Origin of the sequence: Actinocrispum wychmicini (genome assembly GCF_004345645.1) — a bacterium.
Taxonomy (GTDB): Bacteria; Actinomycetota; Actinomycetes; order Mycobacteriales; family Pseudonocardiaceae; genus Kibdelosporangium; species Kibdelosporangium wychmicini.
The window spans coordinates 491,356-510,813 of record NZ_SLWS01000005.1 but is presented as its reverse complement, the minus strand read 5'-3'; the positions used below and the strand labels follow the sequence as shown (position 1 = coordinate 510,813).

The window sequence follows — 19,458 nt, the reverse complement described above, 5'->3', positions numbered from 1 at the left end:
GACAGTGACAAAGGTCGTTACTGGGCACTGTCCGCGATCTCCAACCAGCGTTCTTCGACCTCGTCCTTCTCCTTGAGCAGGTCGCGGAGCTGCGCGTCCAGCTGGAGGAGCCGGTCCGGGTCGGTCGCCGCCTCGGCCAACGCCGTGTGCAGCTCGGCCTCACGTTTGGTCAACTTGTCCAGCGCGCGTTCCAGCCGGGCCAGTTCCTTGCCGGTCGCCCGCTGGTCGGCCGCGCTCGACTTCGGTTTGGGCGCCTTCACCGGGGCGGGCGCGACCGTGGCGACTCGACGGGACAGGTATTCGTCGATCCCGCCAGGCAGGTGTTTGGCCCGTCCGTCGCCGAACAGCGCGTACACCTCGTCGCAAACGCGTTCGACCAGATACCGGTCGTGCGACACGACGACAAGCGTGCCCGGCCACGAGTCGAGCAGGTCTTCCAGTTGCTGCAACGTGTCGATGTCCAGGTCGTTGGTGGGCTCGTCGAGCAGCAACACGTTCGGCTCGGCCATCAGCAGCCGGGACAGCTGCAGGCGCCGCCGTTCGCCGCCGGACAGGTCCGCGACCGGGGTCCACTGCCGGTTGGGCGGGAACCCGAACTTCTCCGCCAGCTGGGACGCGGACAGTTCCTGTTTGCCCAGGGTGACCCGCCGGGCGATCTCCTCGACGGCTTCGAGGACGCGCAAGTCACCCGGCAGGTCGGCGAGTTCCTGGCTGAGGTACCCCAGCCGCACGGTCTGTCCCTGAACCCGTTTGCCGGACCGGGCGTCCAGGTCGCCGGCGAGCAGGCGCAGCAACGTGGTCTTGCCGGAGCCGTTCACGCCGACCAGGCCGATCCGGTCGCCCGGCCCGAGCCGCCACGTCACGTGGTCCAGCAACGACCGGTCGCCGATGTCCAGGCTGACGTCCTCAAGCTCGATCACGGTCTTGCCGAGCCGCCGTTTGGCGAACGCGGTCAGCTCGACCCGGTCGCGCGGCTGCGGCACGTCCGCGATCAACGCCTCGGCGGCGTCGATCCGGTACTGCGGCTTGGAAGTCCGCGCGGGCGCGCCCCGCCGCAGCCACGCGAGTTCCTTGCGCGCTAGGTTCCGGCGCTTCTCCTCCAGCGTGTCGGCCAGGCGGGCCCGTTCGGCGCGCGCGAACACCCAGTCCGCGTAACCGCCCTCGTACTGCTCGACCTTGCCGTTCTGCACCTCCCACGTCCGGGAGCACACGGTGTCCAGGAACCAACGGTCGTGCGTCACCACGACGAGCGCCGTACGCCGGGCGAGCAGATGGTCCGCGAGCCACCGCACGCCCTCGATGTCCAGATGGTTGGTCGGCTCGTCCAACACGACCATGTCCAGCTCCTGCACGAGCGCCGCGGCCAGCGCGACACGTCGGCGTTCGCCGCCGGACATCCGGTCGACCGGGGCGTCCAGACCGAGTGCGGTGATCCCGATGCCGTCGAGCACGGCACGAACCCGCGGGTCCGCGGCCCACTCGTGGTCGGCCCGGAATCCCAGCGGATCCAGGACGGCGTTGCGGACCGTGCCGCCGGCGGGCAGTTCCGTGCGCTGCGTGACCACGGCCATCCGCAGGTCACGGGTGCGACTGACCCGGCCGTCGTCCGGTTCCGCGATCCCGGACAGGACCTCCAGCAGCGTGGTCTTCCCACCGCCGTTCAGGCCCACGACCCCGATCCGGTCGCCCTCGCCGACGCCGAGCGACACCGTGTCGAGCAACGGCCGGACACCGTAGGACTTGCTCACTGCTTCCAGATTGACCAGATTGGCCATCTACCCGCGCTTTCCCCGTCGAAACCCTCAGCCAAGAGGCTACCTAGGCGTGGACCTCGGGAGGTGTCGGCCGGGGCGCTTCCTCGCCGCCGATGACCCGCGCGCCCGGCACCGGGCCGTGCGCCACGCGCACAGTCCGGCACACTCCGGCGCCGGCCAGCTCCGCGGCCACGCGCAGGGCGGCTTCGGCGTCCGTACAAAGGAAAGCGCACGTCGGCCCGGATCCGGACACAGTGCCGGCGAGGGCGCCCGCGTTCACGCCGGCACGCAACGTGCGACGGAGCCCGGGGCGCAGGGAGATCGCGGCCGACTGCAGGTCGTTGCCCAGCAACAGGGCGAGCTGGCGTGGATCGCCGGACGCCAGGGCCTCCAGCACCGGCTCGACCGCTCCGACGCGCGGTGGGTCGCCTTCCGCGCGCAGCCGGTCCAGTTCCTCGAAGACCTTCGGGGTGGACAGGCCGCGACGGTCGAACGCGATCACCCAGTGGAACTGGTGCCGGGACAGCACCGGGATCAGCCGTTCACCGCGGCCGGTGCCCAACGCGGTGCCGCCCTGGAGGACGAACGGCACGTCACTGCCCAGCTTCGAGGCCACGCCGGCCAGCTCGTCCCGGCCGACTTCCAGTCGCCACAACGACGCCAGGCCGACCAGGACGGCGGCCGCGTCGGCGCTGCCGCCGGCCATGCCGCCGGCGACCGGGATGCCCTTGCGGATCACCACCCGGATCTTCGGCTCGGTGTGGTCCCGGCCGACGTGCTCGGCCAGGGCCTGCACCGCCTGCCAGGCGAGGTTGCTCGGGCCGGTCGGCACCTCGGCGGCGCCTTCCCCGATGACCTCGACGCCGGGTTCGTCGGCGACCGCCACGGTCACCTCGTCGGTCAGCGACAGGGCCTGGAACACCGTGCTCAGCTCGTGAAAACCGTCCTGCCGGGCCTCGCCGACGGCGAGGTGCAGGTTGACCTTCGACGGCACGCGAACGGTGACCGGTGGTGGAACGACAGCGAGCACACCTAGCAGCCTACGTGTGCGCATTCGACTGCCGTTCCGGCCGTGTCGTCCTACGCCGCCACACCTTGTGGACCGGCCAGGGGCTGGTGCACGATCGCGCCCCGGTCGGCCATCCAGGCCAGCGTGCCGTCGGTCCGTTCGCCCTTCAGTCCGATCCGGAACCGCGCCACCGGCGTCTCACCGAGCCGGGTCAGACCGCCGCCGAGGACGGACACCTGCACGCCGAACCGTGAGGCGGCCTCCGGCAGCAACGCGCCGACCGCGGCGAACCCGACGAGCACGACGTCCGCGACCCGGTCCTGGCCGCAGCCGGGCAGTCCGGCGTTCCCGTCGATCGCCGGCAGCAGCGCGTCCAGGGCGCGGCTGTCCGGCGAGCGCAGCAGTTCGAACAGGTTGCCGTGCTCGACCAGCCGACCCGCGTCGAGCAGTGCGACGTCGTCGCAGATCCGCCGGACCACGCTGTTGTCCTGGGTGGCCACCAGCAGCGTCACGCCGAGTTCGGCGCGGGCCCGGTCCAGTACGGCGAGCACGCCCGCAGTGCCGTCGGTGTCCAGGTCCGCGGTCGGGTCGTCGGCGAGCAGCACGGCCGGTTCGCCGACGAGCGCGCGGGCGATGGCCACCCGTCGCCGCTGGCCGTCGGTGAGGTCGTCCGGGTACACGGCGGCCTTGTCGGTCATGCCGATCAGGTCGAGCAGCCGGCCCACCCGGGTCCGCCGGCTCGGACCGTCCACACCGGACTGCTCAAGCGGCAGCGCGATGTTGCCCGCGGCGGTGCGCTGCTTGAAAAGCTGCGTCTCCCCGGTGACGAAACCGATCTGGCGGCGGGTGGCGCGCAGCCTGCGGGTGTCCAGCGTTGCGGTGTTCAGCCCGTCAAGGCGCACCACACCGGTGTCCGGCCGCTCCTGCAACGACACGCAACGGGCCAAAGTGGACTTGCCCGAGTCGGCCGGTCCGACCACCCCGAGGGCGGCACCGGCGGTCACGTCGAGGGACACGTTGTCGAGTGCGACGACGTTCCCGGTTCGGCTCCAGAAGGATTTGCTGACATTCTCTACGGTGATCACGGTTACTCCAGCGCAGCACACGGCCCGGTCGCGGTGGCGACTGCCGATGTCCGACAGGGACCGTCCTCTTAGGACGGAAGCATGGTGGGTTCTCGGGTGCGGGAATCAGGCGTTGTGGCTACGACACGCGGTCACAGTTCGCCTGCCCTGGTCGATGACCCGACGCTGGGTGAGCATGCTCGCGAACACGATTCCTCCATCGCTCCTGGCGGTAGCACCTGCCTCGGCGAGGTGGTTGCTGCGGCGTCAGGGAGCCAGGTCTCTCAGCCGCTCGGGATGGATGCACTTGCATTCAAACCGACTCAGGCGGCCGGATGCAAGGTCTGACCCAGGAATTAAGGGCCCACATCACACCGACGGACGAACATCACACCGGCGATTTCACAGATAGTGGTCGGCTGCTTCCAGAATGCGAGAAAACTCGCGGACGGTGAGCTGTTCGCCACGCTGAGCTGGATCGATTCCGGCCCTGGTGAGGATCTCCCCGGCCCGTGCCGGCGACCCGGCCCACCCGCCCAGTGCGGCCCGCAACGTCTTCCGCCGCTGCGCGAAGGCCGCGTCGACAAGCGCGAACAGGCGCTCACGGTCGACGTTCGCAGGCGGTTCGCGTCGGACGAACCGCACGAGCGCCGAGTCGACGTTCGGCACCGGCCAGAAAACCGACCTGGACACCGTCACGGAACGCCGTGCGTCGGCGTACCACGCGACCTTGACGCTCGGTATGCCGTACGCCTTGCTGCCCGGCCCGGCGGCGATCCGGTCCGCCACCTCGGCCTGGACCATCACCAGGCCGGTGCGCAGGCTCGGCAACTCGGCCAGCAGGTGCAGCACCACCGGCACGGCCACGTTGTACGGCAGGTTGGCCACGAGCGCGGTCGGCTCGCCGACCTCCGCGGCGGTCACCTTCAACGCGTCCGCCGTCACCACCGTGAGTTTGCCGGCCAGCTCGGGGGCACGTTCGGCGGCGGTCGCCGGCAGCTTCCCGGCCAGCACCGGGTCGATCTCGACGGCGACGACCCGTCCGCACGCGGGCAGCAGGGCCAGGGTCAACGACCCCAGCCCCGGCCCCACTTCGAGGACCACGTCGTCGTCGGCCAGTTCGGCCGTGCTGACGATCCGCCGGACCGTGTTGGGGTCGTGCACGAAGTTCTGCCCCAGCCGCTTGGTCGGCCGCACATCCAACTCCGCGGCCAACCGCCGCACCTCAGCGGGACCCAACAACGCGCTGCTCACCGTCCAAGGCTGCCACACGCCGGTTCGACCTGATCGCGATCCCCAACCCAGACTGAAACACGAAGCGCCCCGACCGAAGGCCGGGGCGCTGTGAACATCCGAGAACTACCGGGGCAGGCCCAGCTTCTTCGAGCAGGCCGGCCAAGCGCTGTAGCCGCCGCGGGCGTCGCGCACCTTCGTGGCGATCGCGATCTGCTGCTCGCGGGTGGCCTGGTTGGGCAGCGGCGCGTACGCGGTGCCGCCGTTCGACCGCCACGTGCCGGCGTCGAACTGCAGGCCACCGTAGTAGCCGTTGCCGGTGTTGATCGCCCAGTTGCCGCCGGCCTCACAGCCGGCCAGGCGGTCCCAGACCTCGCCGTCGGAGATCACCGGGGCGGGCGCCTTCTTCGTGCCGACCTTGACGATCCGCGGGGTCGCGTCCTTGGTGACCTTCTCGCCCAGCTTCTCCCGCTTGACCTCTTTGCCGTCCTTCATCTGGATCCGGTAGGTCACGATCTTCTGGCCGGGCGTGCCGGGGTCGACGACCTGCTGGGTGCCCTTGTCCATGGTGTCGTCGTTGACGTTCTGCACCGGCGGCGCCACGTCCTCGGTCACGTTGCTGACCGTCACGCCGTTGCGGGTGATCCGCACCTCGGCGCCGTTGGCGATCTTCACGTCCGAGCCGGGGGTCACCGCGTCGTCCGGACCCAGCGACACCTGCAGCTCTTTGAGCAGCTCGTCGATGTTGGTCGCGGTGGTCTGGATGGCCCGGCCCTCGTTGCCGCCGTCGTAGACGGTGACGTTCTTCAGCGTCCGGACGTCGACGGTCATGCCCTGGTTGGGGATGGCCGAGTTGAGGTCGCCGGAGATCTTCGAGCCCTGCATCGGCGCGCCGACCTGGCGCAGGCCGTCGCCGAGGGTGCGGGCCCGGACCCAGGCCTCCTTGGCCTGACCGTCCACTGTGTACTTCAGCAGCTTGCCGTGCTCGATCACGATCTTGCCGCCGTCGCCGATCTTCGCGCCCGGCGACGGGCTCAGCGAGTCGTGCTCGCCGGCCGTGATGCCCTCGTCCTCAAGCACCGCGCCGACGGTTCCGCCGTACGTGTGGACGTTGTGCTCGACACCGTCCACATCGATCGTGACGGACTTGTTCATCGCGATCGCGGCGGCACCGCCGCCGGTCAGCGTGACGAGCACCGCGGCGATGCTGGCCCGAAGGAAGGTGCGCTTCCACTTCCGGACCGCGGCGATGAGGCCCTCAGGCTTGTCCTGGGTGGGCTTCTCCTCGGCGAGCGTGTCCGGCACGTCGAGAATGGGCGGAAGCAGCGTGGTCTCGGCGTTGATCAGCCGGATCAGCTCGTCGACGTCCACGTCGACGGAGGCCATCAGCTCGTCGGCCTGCGGGCCGAGCGCCGCGTAGATGTCCTGCGGAACGACCGACAGCTCGTCCGAGAAGTCCGTGTACTCAGGGAACTCGGTACGCCAGTGGTCTGCGGGACGATCGAGCGTCGCGGTGGCCGTGGTCGGCTGCTTCACCGGGGTGAACCAGTCGGTGTCCTCGTCGAAGCCGTTCCGGCTCTGTTTCTCGCTATCAGTCACTAGGGTCGTTCCTCCAGAAGGGCGCAAGCCTCACGGTGGGCGCGCAGTTGCTTGATCTGGTCGAGCACCTACGGGCCTGGCGTTGCTCCTTCATCTACGTCCTGCGCGGAGGGTTCCGCGCCCCGGCGTTCTCAGTCCGACTCCCTTAGCCACCACCGAACGTTTTCCGGGAATGTCCCGGCCCCGACGCACGCTGGCTCTGACTGCGGGTCGCACCCGGCCTGACACCACCGGGTACGGTCACGGGACCGTAACGGGTCCCAGGAGGTTGCGCAAACACCTCCGCACATGTTGTGACTTGCACCACACGTCTGGAGACGTAATCAGTCACCCGTTCGGTCCAGTCATTCACCCACTGAATCGTGGGATGTCATCGTGGGTAGTCGGAACAGCCGGATCGCGGTATCCCGAACGGCCGAAGCCAGGTCACCCACATCCATTCCACGGAGTTCGGCCAGGTCCCGCAGGGTGTACGCGACGCAGTAGGGCTCGTTCGGCCGACCCCGGAACGGGTGCGGTGTGAGGAAGGGCGCGTCGGTCTCCACAAGCAGCTGATCCACTGGCACGACCTGGGCGGCGGCCCGCAGTTCCCGGGCGTTCCGGAACGTCACGGCGCCGGCGAAGGACAGGACGAACCCGGCGTCCACACATCGCCGTGCGAAGTCGGCGTCGCCCGAGAAACAGTGGAAAACCACCCGTTCGGGCGGACCTTCCGAATGCAACACGCGCATGATGTCCTCGTGCGCGTCGCGGTCGTGGATCATCAGCGGCTTGCCGACCCGTTTGGCCAGGTCGATGTGCCAACGGAACGCCTCCTCCTGCGCCGCCGGCGGTGAGTAGTCCCAGTAGAAGTCGAGCCCGGTCTCGCCGACCGCCACCACACGCGGCTGCCGCACCAGTTCCTCGATAACGGCCTTGTCGTCGTCGCTGAAGGCCGAAGTACGCGTCGGGTGCACGGCGACAGCCGCGAACACCCTGGAGTCCCATGTGGCCGCCGCCGCGGCCCAGCGCGCGGCGGACAGGTCGTCGGCGACGGTGATGACCCGTTCGACTCCGACCGACGCGGCGCGGTCGACCATGGCGGCGACGTCCGCAGCGTCCTTGGCGCCGCACGCGTCCAAGTGCGTGTGCGCGTCGATCACCGGCGCGGGGAGAGGCTCAGGCAGCGGTGGGCGCTCACCTTTACGAGGCGTCATAGCCTAATAGTGTGTCGGCGACTCGACTGCTTGTTCTCGGCGTGGTCCGAATGCGTGGCGAGGCCCACGGCTACCAGGTACGACAGGACCTGCTGCTGTGGGCGGCCGACCGCTGGGCGAACGTCAAGCAGGGGTCGATCTACCACGCGCTGAAGAAGCTGACCAGCGAGGAGCTGCTGGCAGCCGGGCACACCGAGGAAAGCGACCTGGGCCCGGACCGGGTCGTGTACCGGATCACCCCGCAGGGCGACGGCGAGTTCTTCTACCTGCTCAGCAAGGGCCTCGGCGAGGTGGACAGCGGCGAGACGATGTTCAACGCGGCCCTGCCGTTCATCACCGCGCTGGACCGGTCGACCCTCGCGTACCTGCTCAAGGCGCGGATCCGGCAGACCGAGGGGCAGATGTCCACCACCCAGTTCCTGATGGACAACACCATCGCGGCGCAGCCCGGCGAGCCGGGCAAGCCCGTCCACATCAGAGAGATGTTCCGGTACTGGAACGCGGCCGCGGTCGGCGTCCTGGAGTGGCTGCGGGACCTGCTCGCCCGGGTGGAGGCCGGCGAGTACGAGTTCGCCGACGACAGCCCGCACTCGTTCGGCATGCCTCCGCGGCGCTAACTAGTCAAACTTGACCACCGGGCCGACGTGTGCCATCCTCCCGCTAGTCAAACTTGACTAGCAAACTGGAGGACTTCCGTGATCAAGGCACGCGGTCTCGCGCGCCAGTTCAAGGTCCGCGGCCGAGCGATCGACGCGGTCCAGGGGGTGGACATCGACGTCGAACGCGAGGAGCTCGTCGGCTTCCTCGGCCCCAACGGCGCGGGCAAGACCACCACCCTGCGCATGCTCACCACGCTGCTGCGCCCCACCGCCGGCGAGGCCGTGGTGGCCGGCTGCGACCTGCGCGCCGATCCCACCGGCGTGCGCAAGCGGATCGGTTACGTGGCACAGGGCCACGGCGCCGGCAGCGACCAGAAAGTGCTCGACGAACTGGTGTTACAGGGCCAGTTCTACCGACTGTCCAAAGCGGACTCGAAGCGTCGCGCGGACGCGCTGCTCGACCGGCTGGACCTGACTGGGGTCGCGGACCGCCTGGCCGGCCGGCTCTCCGGCGGCCAGCAGCGCCGGCTGGACATCGCCATGGGCGTCCTGCACGACCCGGAACTGCTGTTCCTGGACGAGCCGTCCACCGGTCTCGACCCGCAGAGCCGCAGCAACCTGTGGGAGCACATCCGGGCGCTGCGGACCGCCGGCAGCACGATCTTCCTTACCACGCACTACCTTGACGAAGCCGACGCGTTGTGCGACCGGATCCTGGTGATCGACAACGGCAGGATCGTCGCCGAGGGCACACCCGACGAACTCAAGGCGCGCGTGGCAGGCGACCTCGTCACGCTGACCGTCGAGCACCCAGCGGACACGGCGGTCACGTCCGACGTCGCGTCGAAACTCGAAGGCTCCCAGGAACTCCAGGTCACCGGCCAGACCGTCCGGTTCCGCGTCCCGAAGGGCGACACGGCACTGATGCCCCTGCTGCGGGAACTCGACAACGCCGGGGTGCAACCGCGGTCAGTCCAGGTCCAGCGGCCCTCGCTGGACGACGTGTTCCTCACCCTGACCGGCCGGACCCTGCGCGAGGCCGAGGCCGCGACGCCGTTCTTCGGAGGTTTCCGTGCGTGACATCTGGCTGGTGTTCATCCGGACGATGCGGCCAACCCTGCACAACCCGAGCGTGATCGTCTTCGGCATCGTGCAGCCGCTGCTGTGGCTGGTGCTGTTCGGTCCGTTGCTGGAGTCGAGCGGGTCGTGGCAGTGGTTCGTCCCCGGCCTGGTCATCCAGATGGGCCTGTTCGGCACGGCGTACGCGGGTTTCGGGCTGATCCCCGAGATCCGGTCGGGCGCGTTGGAACGGCTGCGGGTGACGCCGGTGAGCCGGGCGGCTCTGCTGCTCGGCCGGGTGCTGCGGGACGTCGTGGTCCTGGTCGCGCAGTGCGCGCTGCTGATGGGCCTGTCGACGATCTTCGGCTTCCGCGCGTCGGTCGCGGACGTCGTGCTGGCGTTGGTCTACGCGGCCGTGATGGGTGTCGCGCTCGGCTCGGTGTCGTACACGTTGGCGTTGAAACTCAAGCAGGAGTACGCGTTCGCGCCCGTGCTGGCGTCCACGGTGATGCCGTTGATGCTGCTGTCGGGCGTGCTGCAGCCGATGGACCGTGGGCCGCACTGGTTGTACGTGGTGTCGCGGATCAACCCGTTCAGCCACGTCGCCGACGCTGTCCGGGCCGTGGTGAACGGCGACTTCGCGTCCAGTTCGGTGATCGTCGGCGGCGTGATCGTCGTGGTGCTCGCCGGCCTGTGCGTGCTGTGGGGAACCAACAGCTTCCGCCGAGTCAACGCCTGAAACCGGGGGTGTGGGTGGTCGCCGGGCGACCACCCACCTCGGCGTCAAGGTCGGCTTCGGTTGATGCGGCGCATCTCCTTGCCGATCGCCTTCCACTGCCGGGCCCGTTCCTGGCGCAGCCGCCAGTCGGTGCGGCTGGCGATCCACTCGGCTTCGCGCCGCAGCTTGAACCAGCTGTCCAGGCGCCGCTGCGGCAGTTCCCCCGTCTCGACCGCCTCGACCACCGCGCATCCGGGCTCGCCGGAATGCGCGCAGTCGTCGAAACGGCACTGTTGAGCCAGATCCTCGATGTCGGTGAAGACGTCCTGCAGGCCTTCGCCGCCGGTGGCCAACGACACCCGGCGCAGGCCAGGCGTGTCGATGATCAGACCGCCGCGTGGGAGCACGAGCAGCTCGCGGTGCACGGTCGTGTGCCGGCCGCGGCCGTCCGAAGCGCGGACCTGTTGGGTCTCCATCACGTCACTGCCCGCCAAGGCGTTGACCAATGTGGACTTGCCGGCGCCGGACGGGCCGACGAGAACCGCTGTCCGGCCGACCCCGAGGTACCCGGCGACGATGTCGACGCCGTCGCCCGTCACCGAGCAGACCGGGTGGACGTCGACCCCGGGCGCCGCGGCCATGACGTTCGACAGGATCTCGCCGATCTGGTCGCCGACCAGGTCGGACTTGGTGAGCAGGACGACCGGGGTGGCGCCGCTCTCCCACGCCAGCGCCAGCAGCCGCTCGATCCGGCCGAGGTTCGGCCCGCCCCGCCGGCCCGCCAACGAGGTCGGCTCGACCACGAAAATGACGTCCACATTGGACGCCAGGGTCTGGCCGAGCGAGTCCTCGGCGACCCCGCCACGGACCAGTGCGGTCCGACGCGGGAGCACGTCGACCAGCTCCCCCTCGCGCAGCGCGACCCAGTCGCCGACGCACGGCAACTCCACTCGCGAGGTGTATTCGATGTGTTCCTCATGGCCGTCCACGAGGACCTCCACGCCACTGGAGTGGACGCGGGCGACCCGGCCCGGTACCGACCCGGCCGGCAGCGCGGCGGCGAAGTACTCGTCCCAGCCGAGCGTCTTCAGGTCAAGCGAAGTCAACGGAGGTGAACCCTTCGAGAGAGGCGTGGGATTTCGGGCGCGCGACAGCGACAAAGACGTCCATCACAAGCCACCTCCCTCTCTCTCGAAGTCACCCGCACGATAGCTCCGACCGGGCCCGGGCGCACTCGAATATTCACCCCAGCTCGGTCCGCATCAACGTCACGTTGTACGGACCCCACTGCGACAACGTCCAGTAGACCGTGGCGTCGTCCATGGCCCACGGATGCAGATAACCGCCGTACAACGCGGGAATGTCCCGTCCGTCGGCCATGACCTGCCCGTCGGTCCACGGCCCGGTCAACTCAGGGGCGGTCCGCAGCACGATCGCCGCCCGATGCTCGTCCAGGTGCAGGCACAGCCACTGGCCGAAGTGCTTGTTGAACCCGACGGACATCTCACCGACCGGCCCCGACATGACCGGGGTCGCGTCCTTGCCCCACGTGCCCGACCAGTACTCGTACGCGGACGGCACGAGAACGTCCCAACGACGACATCTGCCCAGGTAGGCGCCACCAAACCGGCCGTTTGTCGTACCCATGAGGTACACATGGTCAGCAGTCGAAGCGAACGCACAGATCTGAAAGGGGTGATCGTCCTTGGCGGAGTTAACCCAGCGCGCGCCCGGCGGTTTGGTCCAGGTCGCCCCACCGTCGGCGGACACAGCGACGCCCGCGTAGTTCGTGCTCCACCCATCCGCACGCCACTCCCGCACGGACATGTAATGCAGGTAGTTGTAGCCGTCGACAGCGATACCCGAGTTGGGGATCACGGTGTTCTCGTCCACCCCGCGATCCCGCTCGATGATCTGCGCCGCCACCCCGTCGGCCCGCGCCACAACTGAATCAAGCCGGAGCCCACGGTCGAGGTCCCGGTTGCTGGACGACGCCAGAACGTTGCACCGCCAATCGGCGTGCGCCGGCCCGGCCCCATGCCCACCCCACTCAGCACCATAAGTGTCCCCAAAGGCCACGAGCAGCCGCCCCTGCCCGTTGTCCCAAAGGATGCCAAGGTCAGTGGCATGGATCCCAAACCGCCGCGTCCCCACGCCGGTAACGGGGGCAACCGCACGCGTCACCAGCACCCGAACCATGAAGCCCACGCTAAGCCAGCCAGCTCCCCCCTGCCCAGCCACGCAGGCACACAGGCACAGCACGGCGGTGTTGCACGGCAACGCAATGCGCTTAGCAAAGCACCGCGCCCGGCACAGCACCGCGCTTAGCAAAGCACCGCGCTCGGCACGGCACTGCGCCCGGCACAGCACTGCGCTTAGCAGGGACACTGCGCGCCGCATGGCGCCGCGCGGGGGTACTGGCCCACGCCGCCTTTACCCGTGCGCCGTCGACCACTGCCCTGCAGCAGGCACGTAGGTGCCACGGCGGGCTTCGGCCACTGCGAGCGTGGTCGTTCCCGCACGCCCACGTGCCGGAAGGCGACCTCGGTCACCCAGCCACGCCCACCACCCAACGCGGTCAACATCGCCATCACGCCGCACCACCCCGACATGGGCTCGGCGCCACCGCTGCCACCCGACGCGCACTCAGTCGCCACGACGCATCGCCGACACAGCCAACGCCGCTACCGCACCCGACCCCACAGACAACGCGGCCGCCGCCCCGCCCGACACAGCCTTCTCACCACGACACCCGACACCCGACACCCGACACCCGACACGAGCTTCCCGCCACCCAATGCGCGACCACGCGCCCGCCCGACACAGCCAATGCGGCCAATGCGGCCATCGTCCCCGCCGTCCGGCGCGGGCTCCGCGCCACCCGACACAGACCCCATGCCCGCCGTACCCACTACCCAACCCGGGCCTTGCGCCACCGCCCCATCATCCGACACATGCTCCCCGCCACCGCCCGACGTAGGCCCCACACCCGCGCGCTCCCACCCAATGCAAGCACCGGGCAGCCGCCGTCCCCGCCACCCAGTGCGGGCTCCGCACCACCACCCTCACCACCCGGCACAGACCCATGCCACCGTGCCCACCATCCGACACAGGCCTTGCGCCACCGCCCCACCACCCAACACACGCTCCCCGCCACCGCCCGACGTAGGCCCCACACCCGCGCGCTCCCACCCAATGCAAGCACCGGGCAGCCGCCGTCCCCGCCACCCAGTGTGGGCTCCGCACCACCACCCTCACCACCAGACACAGGCCTGCGCGGGCCTCCCCACCACCCCACTCGCTTCCCGCCACCGCATCCCCCGACTCGCCCCACCACTCCACCCAAGTCTCAGGCCACCGTCCCCCACCACCCGACCCAAGCCACGCACCCCCGGCGCAGGCTTCCCGCCACTGCACCCCGCCACCCGACGCGAGCCGCCACTCACCCCTTGATCGCCGCGTCGTAAAGCTCCTTCTTGCTCACCCCCGCAGCCTCCGCGATCTCCGCCACCACGGTCTTCAGGCGCTCCCCCGCATCCACCCGCACCCGCACCCGCTCCACCAAGCTAGGCAGATCCACAGCGCGCGGCACAGCGGGCCCGAGGACGACAGTGATCTCCCCCTTCACCCCGTCGACCGCCCACTCAGCCAACTCCCCCAGCGAGCCGCGTTTCACCTCCTCATAGGTCTTCGTCAACTCCCGGCACACCGCCGCCGGCCGGTCCGCGCCCAACACCGAGACCGCGTCCGCCAGAGTCGCCGACAGCCGGTGCGGCGACTCGAAGAACACCGTCGTCCGGGATTCCGTCGCCAGCGACCGGAGCCACCGCTGCCGTTCCCCGCCTTTCCGAGGAGCGAACCCCTCGAAGCAGAACCGGTCGCACGGCAGGCCGGACACCGCGAGGGCAGTCGTCACCGCCGACGGGCCAGGAAGGCACGTAACGGGCAATTCGTCCGCGATGCACGCGGTCACGAGCCGGTACCCGGGATCCGAGACGCTCGGCATCCCCGCGTCGGTCACCAGGACAACTGTGGAGCCGGCGGCGATAGCGGACACCAGGGCAGGAATCCGACTTGTCTCCACCGAGTCGTAGAAGCTGACCACCCGGCCCTTCGGGGACACGCCGAGTGCCGCGGCCAGTGCCCGCAGCCGCCGGGTGTCCTCGGCCGCGATCACATCCGCGCTGGCCAGGGCTTCGACGAGCCGGGGTGAGGCGTCGCGGGAATCCCCCAGCGGAGTGGCCGCGAGCACGAGGAGACCCGAACCGGATACGGGGTTCACATCGCTCACCCTACGATCGGGACCCGTGACAGCCGTCGTGACCGGGTCCGACCGAGAGGTGGACCACGAACCAGCGGAGGCCGCCCCGACGTCCACGCCGGGTGCGGACCGGGTGGCGACCCTGCTCGGCCGTCCGATGCCGACCGACCGGCTGCGCGGCTGGGTGGTCACGGTCGTGTTGACGGTGATCGGCGGTGTCATCCGGCTGCAGGACCTTGGCTTCCCGACGCACAACGGCACTCCGATCTTCGACGAGAAGCACTACACGCCGCAGGCGTGGCAGATGCTCCGCAACGGCTTCTACGAGGACAACCCCGGCTACGAGCTGACTGTCCACCCGCCGCTCGGCAAGCAGTTGATCGCCCTCGGCGAGTGGATCTTCGGCTACAACGGCTGGGGCTGGCGGTTCTCCGCGGCGATCCTGGGCACGTTGATGATCCTGCTGATCATCCGGATCGCCCGCAGGCTGACCAGGTCGACCATGCTCGGCGCGATCGCCGGCGTCCTGTTGATCTGCGACGGCGTCGTGCACCTGATGAGCCGCACCGGGATGCTCGACATCTTCATCGCCTTCTTCATCCTGGCCGCGTTCGGCTTCCTGCTGCTCGACCGCGACCAGGTGCGCAACCGCCTGGCCACCGCCGTGCGCGAGGGCTGGGTCGACGACTCGGGGTACGGCCCCCGGATCGGTTTCCGCTGGTACCGCTTTGGCTGCGGCGTCTCGCTCGGCCTGGCGACCGCGTGCAAATGGGGTGGCCTGTACTGGATCGCCGCCTTCGGCCTGCTGACGGTGATCTGGGACGCCACCGCCCGTCGCGCGGCCGGGGTACGGCACCCGTGGCTGGGCGCCCTGTGGCGTGACCTGCTGCCGGGTCTGTGGGCGTTGCTCGCCATCCCGCTGCTGGTCTACCTGGGCTGCTGGTGGGCGTGGTTCGCCAGCGAGACCGGCGTCGACCGGCACCTCATCACCACCTGGTGGGGACCGATCGGCCCGGCTCTGCGGTCGCTGTGGACGTACTCGGGGCATGTCCTGGATTTCCACGAGAATCTGGTGACCGTCCCGGGCAAGCAGCACCCGTGGGAGTCGAAGCCGTGGACGTGGCCGATGGGCCTGCGGCCGATGCTCTACTACTGGGACTCGTCGACCACCGGCTGCGGCGAGGCCACCTGTGTCAGCGCCACCATGCTGATCGGCACGCCGGCGATGTGGTGGCTGGCCCTGCCGATGCTCGGCTGGGGCCTGTGGCGGATGGTCGCCCGCTTGGACTGGCGGTACGCGGCGGTCATCGTGGCCTACCTGGCCGGTCTGCTGCCGTGGTTCCTGAACCTGGACCGCCAGATGTACTTCTTCTACATGACGCCCACCTCGGCGTTCCTGGTCCTCGGCCTGGTCCTGCCGCTCGGCCAGATCCTCGGCAAGGCCGGGGACGGCTACGAACGCAGAGGCACAGGTCTGCTTGTGGTCGCCCTGTATGTGGGCCTGGTGGTCGCCAACTTCGTCTGGCTGTGGCCGATCCTGAACGGCGACTCGATCACGAACGCCCGCTGGCAGGCCGAGCTCTGGCTGCCTTCCTGGCGATAGCCGTGGCGGCGACGAGCACCCAGACCACGCCGACGGTGATCGCGAGACCACCGACGTAGTCCCGGTCGTGCAGGCCCGGGTTGATCGGGCTTTCCTGCCACACCAACGGAACCGAGATCAGGATCAGCACCCCGGAGATCACCGCGCCGACCTTCGCCGGACCTCGGAACGCCCATCCCAGAACGGCGACGACCGGTGCCAGCACAAGGTCGTGGACGATCGGGCCCGCCACGAACCAGGCGCCGACCTCGACCGGTCGCGGCACGTCCAGCACCAGCCACGCACCCCACAGCGCCGTCACGACCCCGACGAACCCCAACAGAATCCGGGTTTTCACAGGACCTCCAGCCGGTTGACCCACTTGGTCTGCAGCACACCCGGCCGGCTGGGGGCGATGATCCTCGCCGGGTAGCCGTGGTCCAGGTCGAGGATCTCGCCGTTCAGCTGCAACGCCAGCAACGTGAGCGGGTCCTTGGTGTGCTCGCCCGGAAGGACGCTCGACCGGTAGAGGCCGGTGCGTTCCATCGACTGCACGCGTACGTCGGTTCCTGGCCGCACACCGGCGGCTTCGAGGAGATCCGCGACGGGCACGCCGGTCCACTGGGCGTTCTGGCTCCAGCCCTCCACGCAGGCGATCGGCAACTCCGCGGTGGTCTGCGGCATGTTGTTGAGCTCGGCCAAGGTGAAGGTCCGACCGGCCACGTCCAGCGTCCACGACGGGTCGCGCTTGATCCCCGCGTCCAGGGCTGTCCTGTTCACCGGCACGGACTGAGGGCCTTTGCTGGATCGCCAGGCCAGCGCGGAGATCTCACGCAGCAAAGGAACCGTCGTTCCCGCCGTGGCCACGACCGCGGCGCCCGTGGCGAGCCACGTTGTCCGCAGGAACGCCCGGCGGGACGTGTCCGGCGGTTCGGTGTCCTTGGTGAGTGCCCGGCGGATCGTCGGGAGTTTGACCGCGATGTGCAGGATGATCGAGCCGACGGCGATCCACGCCACCGCGTAGTGGACGTCCGGGAAGTAGAAGCTCCACCGGTAGTTCTGGGCCACGTTGAAGATGCCGGTCACCAGCTCGAAGAAAGCCGCGCCGGACAACACCAGGATCGAGCCGCGTTCCAGCGCGTGCGGCAGGTCGCGCACCAGCGGGCGCTTGAACAGCTTGGGGTAGACCGACCAAAGCTTGGCCAGCAGCAACGGGATCGACGCCACGCCGGAGATCACGTGCACGCCCTGGGTGATCCGGTAGAGGTTGACCGGCCGGGACGGCCAGAAGAACCACGACGGCGGATGCTGGATGGCGTGGCTGATCAGGCCGGTGACGAAGCACGTCAGGAACGCGATACCGAGCCACAGGCCGATCCGCGCGGTGGCTCGTTCGTGATGGGCCGCGCTCTTGAACCTCAGCTTCATGCCGGGACCAGCTCGGTGAACCATCGCCTGCCCTGCGACGCGACCCAACGGACGCGCATGCCGGCCCGTCGCGCGGTCTCCTCCACCGCTTCCGCGCCGAGCCAGGCCCACGGGAACCAACGGCCGGTGCCGTTCAACCGGACCGCCCGGTGCCGCACGCCCGCACCAGGCGGTTCCACCTCGACCAGGGCGTTTCCGTTGACGGACACCAGTTGCCGGACCCGGGCCAGCAGCCGGACCGGGTCGCCGCCGATGCCGACGTTCCCGTCCGCCAGCAGCACGCTGCGCCACCGGCCTTCGCCGGGAATCCGGTCGAACACGTTGCGCCGCAAGGCGACCACCCCACGCGCCAGGGTGAGCTTGATCGCGACCGGGGACGTGTCCACGCCGAGGACGGGCACTCCCCGAGCGCTCAGCTCCGCGGCCAGCCGACCGGGACCGCAGCCGATGTCCAGCGCCGGGCCGGCGCAGTGCGCGAGCATCATCTCGTCACTCGGATCCGGCGCGGACTGCCAGCGCTCGACCGGGAGCGTGATCCGTTCCCCGGTCGCCAACTCCAGCCAGCAGCTCTGGGCCAGCAGGGCCGCGTCGAACTCGGTCATCGGACACCCACCACGAGCTCGGCGAACCGGCCGTGCGGGGCCTCGGCGGCCACGCGCACGGCGTCCGCCATTGTGTCCACATCGGACAGAACAGGCAGGTCGCCGACGCGCAGGTGACTCAGGGCGAGATACGTGAGATCCCCGGTGTCGGCACGGGACATCGGGACGTCACGCAGCACGTCCGCCTCGAACGGGTCGCGCAGGCCCAGCGCCCACCAGCCGCCGTCGGCCGCGCGGCCGAGCACCGCGTCGACGTCCTTGAGCCGGTCGCCGGCACGCGCCAGCAAGGCCGGTGTGACCTGCGGGGTGTCCATCCCGATCTGTAGCACCGGCGTGCCCGGCCAGCCTCGGGCGACGTCGGCGTGCGCGTTGGCGAGCCGCTCGGCGAAGTTGGCGCCGCGCTGCCGCACGATCGTGGTGCGGCCGAGGGAATCCTTCAGCTCGTCCCGTCGCATGGCACGGTCCAGCTCGCCGGTGAAGGCGACCACCGCCTGAGCGCCGGGAACCGCGCACACGGCGTCCAAAGTGTCCAGTAGCGAGGCGGCCGCGATGTCCGCCGCCTGGTCAGGCGTTGCCGGCGGGCAGAGACGGGTCTTGGCCAGGCCGGCCACCGGCGCCTTGGCGACCACGAGAACGATCATCGAAGGACTCCGGCCATGTCCCGGACCGCCCGCAGCGTTCCCCGGACCGACCCCGACACCTTGGACTTCGTTCCCGCCGCCCGCGGCCGGTAGACCACGTCGAACTCGACCACCTGCCACCGGTTCTCCGCCGCACGCAGCAGAAGCTCCAGCGGGTAGCCGAACGCGCGGTCCTGGACACCCAGGTCCAGCAATGCCGTCCGGCCCGCGACCCGGATCGGCGCGATGTCGGTGACGGGCAGGCCACGCCGTCTCAGCAACGCGGCCAGCACGGCGTTCCCAGCTCGCGCGTGCCACGGCCAGACCCCGCGCTGCGACGGGATTCGCTTGCCCACAGCCATGTCCGCGCCGTTGTGTACAGCGTATACAAGCGTAGGCAGGTCTCCGCCGTCGAATGAGGCGTCCGCGTCCATGAACGCCACCAGGTCCGTCGCCGCATGCTCAAGTCCAGTGTGGACAGCGGCGCCGTACCCCTTTCGCGGTTCGTGGACCACCTTGGCACCCAGGCTCGCAGCCACGTCCGGCGAACCGTCCGTCGACCCGTTGTCCACCACGATCGCCCGGTAACCTGGCGGCAGCGCGGCCAGTACCAGAGGCAGGGCGGCGGCTTCGTTCAAGCACGGCAGCACCACGTCGATCTCGTCCATGGACCGAGTGAAGTCCACCGTGGAGCATGAACAGAACCCTTGGGGCGCTTACCGAAATGTGACGGC

General features: G+C 69.5%; 18 protein-coding genes and 1 riboswitch. Of the genes, 4 read left to right on the top strand and 14 right to left on the bottom strand.

Annotation, left to right across the window (positions count from 1 at the left end; all coding sequences use genetic code 11):
• Positions 1-17: 17 nt before the first annotated feature.
• The 6 genes from EV192_RS24350 to EV192_RS24325 form a co-directional block, all read right to left on the bottom strand.
• Positions 18-1,775, bottom strand: a complete 1,758-nt coding sequence (locus EV192_RS24350; protein ID WP_132119137.1) for an ABC-F family ATP-binding cassette domain-containing protein — start codon at positions 1,773-1,775, stop codon at positions 18-20.
• Positions 1,776-1,818: 43 nt separating this feature from the next.
• Positions 1,819-2,808, bottom strand: coding sequence for a 4-(cytidine 5'-diphospho)-2-C-methyl-D-erythritol kinase (locus EV192_RS24345; protein WP_207926213.1), 990 nt, complete (start codon positions 2,806-2,808; stop codon positions 1,819-1,821).
• Between the two features lie 26 nt (positions 2,809-2,834).
• Positions 2,835-3,848 carry a methionine ABC transporter ATP-binding protein gene (locus EV192_RS24340; protein ID WP_132119133.1) on the bottom strand — a complete coding sequence of 338 codons (1,014 nt, stop codon included), beginning with the start codon at positions 3,846-3,848 and terminating at the stop codon, positions 2,835-2,837.
• 193 nt (positions 3,849-4,041) lie between these two features.
• A riboswitch (SAM riboswitch) is annotated at positions 4,042-4,131 on the bottom strand.
• Between the two features lie 98 nt (positions 4,132-4,229).
• The gene (rsmA, locus tag EV192_RS24335) at positions 4,230-5,081 is read right to left on the bottom strand and encodes a 16S rRNA (adenine(1518)-N(6)/adenine(1519)-N(6))-dimethyltransferase RsmA (RefSeq protein ID WP_243727039.1); all 852 of its coding nucleotides are present in this window, start codon (positions 5,079-5,081) and stop codon (positions 4,230-4,232) included.
• A 105-nt stretch (positions 5,082-5,186) separates the two neighbouring features.
• On the bottom strand, positions 5,187-6,659 hold the full coding sequence (locus tag EV192_RS56870) for a resuscitation-promoting factor (RefSeq protein WP_279494031.1): 1,473 nt from the start codon (positions 6,657-6,659) through the stop codon (positions 5,187-5,189).
• A gap of 344 nt (positions 6,660-7,003) precedes the next feature.
• Positions 7,004-7,855 (bottom strand): TatD family hydrolase, encoded by an 852-nt coding sequence (locus tag EV192_RS24325; RefSeq protein WP_132119131.1) that lies wholly within the window; start codon positions 7,853-7,855, stop codon positions 7,004-7,006.
• An 11-nt stretch (positions 7,856-7,866) separates the two neighbouring features.
• On the opposite strand from EV192_RS24325, the gene EV192_RS24320 reads away from it, so the two are divergent.
• From EV192_RS24320 to EV192_RS24310, 3 genes are all read left to right on the top strand, one after another.
• Positions 7,867-8,472 (top strand): PadR family transcriptional regulator, encoded by a 606-nt coding sequence (locus EV192_RS24320; protein WP_132119129.1) that lies wholly within the window; start codon positions 7,867-7,869, stop codon positions 8,470-8,472.
• A gap of 78 nt (positions 8,473-8,550) precedes the next feature.
• On the top strand, positions 8,551-9,534 hold the full coding sequence (locus EV192_RS24315) for an ATP-binding cassette domain-containing protein (protein WP_132119127.1): 984 nt from the start codon (positions 8,551-8,553) through the stop codon (positions 9,532-9,534).
• Positions 9,527-10,252, top strand: a complete 726-nt coding sequence (locus EV192_RS24310; protein ID WP_243727038.1) for an ABC transporter permease — start codon at positions 9,527-9,529, stop codon at positions 10,250-10,252. Before EV192_RS24315 ends, EV192_RS24310 begins: the two co-directional genes overlap by 8 nt.
• A gap of 44 nt (positions 10,253-10,296) precedes the next feature.
• Here the strand turns inward: EV192_RS24310 and rsgA are convergent, their stop codons facing one another.
• From rsgA to rsmI, 3 genes are all read right to left on the bottom strand, one after another.
• Positions 10,297-11,337: a ribosome small subunit-dependent GTPase A gene (rsgA, locus tag EV192_RS24305; RefSeq protein ID WP_207926212.1), complete on the bottom strand. Its 1,041-nt coding sequence runs from the start codon at positions 11,335-11,337 to the stop codon at positions 10,297-10,299.
• Positions 11,338-11,473: 136 nt separating this feature from the next.
• Positions 11,474-12,430: a DUF4185 domain-containing protein gene (locus EV192_RS24300; RefSeq protein ID WP_132119123.1), complete on the bottom strand. Its 957-nt coding sequence runs from the start codon at positions 12,428-12,430 to the stop codon at positions 11,474-11,476.
• Between the two features lie 1,243 nt (positions 12,431-13,673).
• On the bottom strand, positions 13,674-14,522 hold the full coding sequence (gene rsmI / locus EV192_RS24295) for a 16S rRNA (cytidine(1402)-2'-O)-methyltransferase (protein ID WP_243727037.1): 849 nt from the start codon (positions 14,520-14,522) through the stop codon (positions 13,674-13,676).
• A gap of 16 nt (positions 14,523-14,538) precedes the next feature.
• Between rsmI and EV192_RS24290 the strand changes: the two genes are divergently transcribed.
• Positions 14,539-16,095, top strand: a complete 1,557-nt coding sequence (locus EV192_RS24290; RefSeq protein ID WP_424923376.1) for a dolichyl-phosphate-mannose--protein mannosyltransferase — start codon at positions 14,539-14,541, stop codon at positions 16,093-16,095.
• On the opposite strand, the gene EV192_RS24285 is transcribed toward EV192_RS24290, so the two are convergent.
• Genes EV192_RS24285 through EV192_RS24265 form a run of 5 tightly spaced genes read right to left on the bottom strand, consistent with a single transcriptional unit; the run spans position 16,046 to position 19,392 of the window.
• A complete protein-coding gene (locus EV192_RS24285) occupies positions 16,046-16,432 on the bottom strand; it encodes a hypothetical protein (RefSeq protein ID WP_132119117.1) in 387 nt (128 codons plus the stop codon). The genes EV192_RS24290 and EV192_RS24285 overlap by 50 nt on opposite strands.
• Positions 16,429-17,502: a molybdopterin-dependent oxidoreductase gene (locus tag EV192_RS24280; RefSeq protein WP_132119115.1), complete on the bottom strand. Its 1,074-nt coding sequence runs from the start codon at positions 17,500-17,502 to the stop codon at positions 16,429-16,431. Before EV192_RS24280 ends, EV192_RS24285 begins: the two co-directional genes overlap by 4 nt.
• Complete coding sequence (locus tag EV192_RS24275; protein ID WP_132119113.1) at positions 17,499-18,104, bottom strand: methyltransferase domain-containing protein; 606 nt, start codon at positions 18,102-18,104, stop codon at positions 17,499-17,501. The genes EV192_RS24280 and EV192_RS24275 overlap by 4 nt, the downstream gene beginning before the upstream one ends.
• Positions 18,101-18,745, bottom strand: coding sequence for a TIGR04282 family arsenosugar biosynthesis glycosyltransferase (locus EV192_RS24270; RefSeq protein WP_132119111.1), 645 nt, complete (start codon positions 18,743-18,745; stop codon positions 18,101-18,103). Before EV192_RS24270 ends, EV192_RS24275 begins: the two co-directional genes overlap by 4 nt.
• Positions 18,742-19,392 (bottom strand): glycosyltransferase family 2 protein, encoded by a 651-nt coding sequence (locus tag EV192_RS24265; RefSeq protein WP_165960573.1) that lies wholly within the window; start codon positions 19,390-19,392, stop codon positions 18,742-18,744. Before EV192_RS24265 ends, EV192_RS24270 begins: the two co-directional genes overlap by 4 nt.
• Between the last annotated feature and the right edge of the window lie 66 nt (positions 19,393-19,458).

Excerpts from the sequence above, each read along its gene's own strand:
- EV192_RS24275 (WP_132119113.1), bottom strand. The coding sequence starts at position 18,104 with ATGACCGAGTTCGACGCGGCCCTGCTGGCCCAGAGCTGCTGGCTGGAG.
- EV192_RS24325 (WP_132119131.1), bottom strand. The coding sequence starts at position 7,855 with ATGACGCCTCGTAAAGGTGAGCGCCCACCGCTGCCTGAGCCTCTCCCC.
- EV192_RS24300 (WP_132119123.1), bottom strand. The coding sequence starts at position 12,430 with ATGGTTCGGGTGCTGGTGACGCGTGCGGTTGCCCCCGTTACCGGCGTG.
- EV192_RS24265 (WP_165960573.1), bottom strand. The coding sequence starts at position 19,392 with ATGGACGAGATCGACGTGGTGCTGCCGTGCTTGAACGAAGCCGCCGCC.
- EV192_RS24280 (WP_132119115.1), bottom strand. The coding sequence starts at position 17,502 with ATGAAGCTGAGGTTCAAGAGCGCGGCCCATCACGAACGAGCCACCGCG.
- EV192_RS24350 (WP_132119137.1), bottom strand. The coding sequence starts at position 1,775 with ATGGCCAATCTGGTCAATCTGGAAGCAGTGAGCAAGTCCTACGGTGTC.
- EV192_RS24270 (WP_132119111.1), bottom strand. The coding sequence starts at position 18,745 with ATGATCGTTCTCGTGGTCGCCAAGGCGCCGGTGGCCGGCCTGGCCAAG.
- EV192_RS24345 (WP_207926213.1), bottom strand. The coding sequence starts at position 2,808 with ATGCGCACACGTAGGCTGCTAGGTGTGCTCGCTGTCGTTCCACCACCG.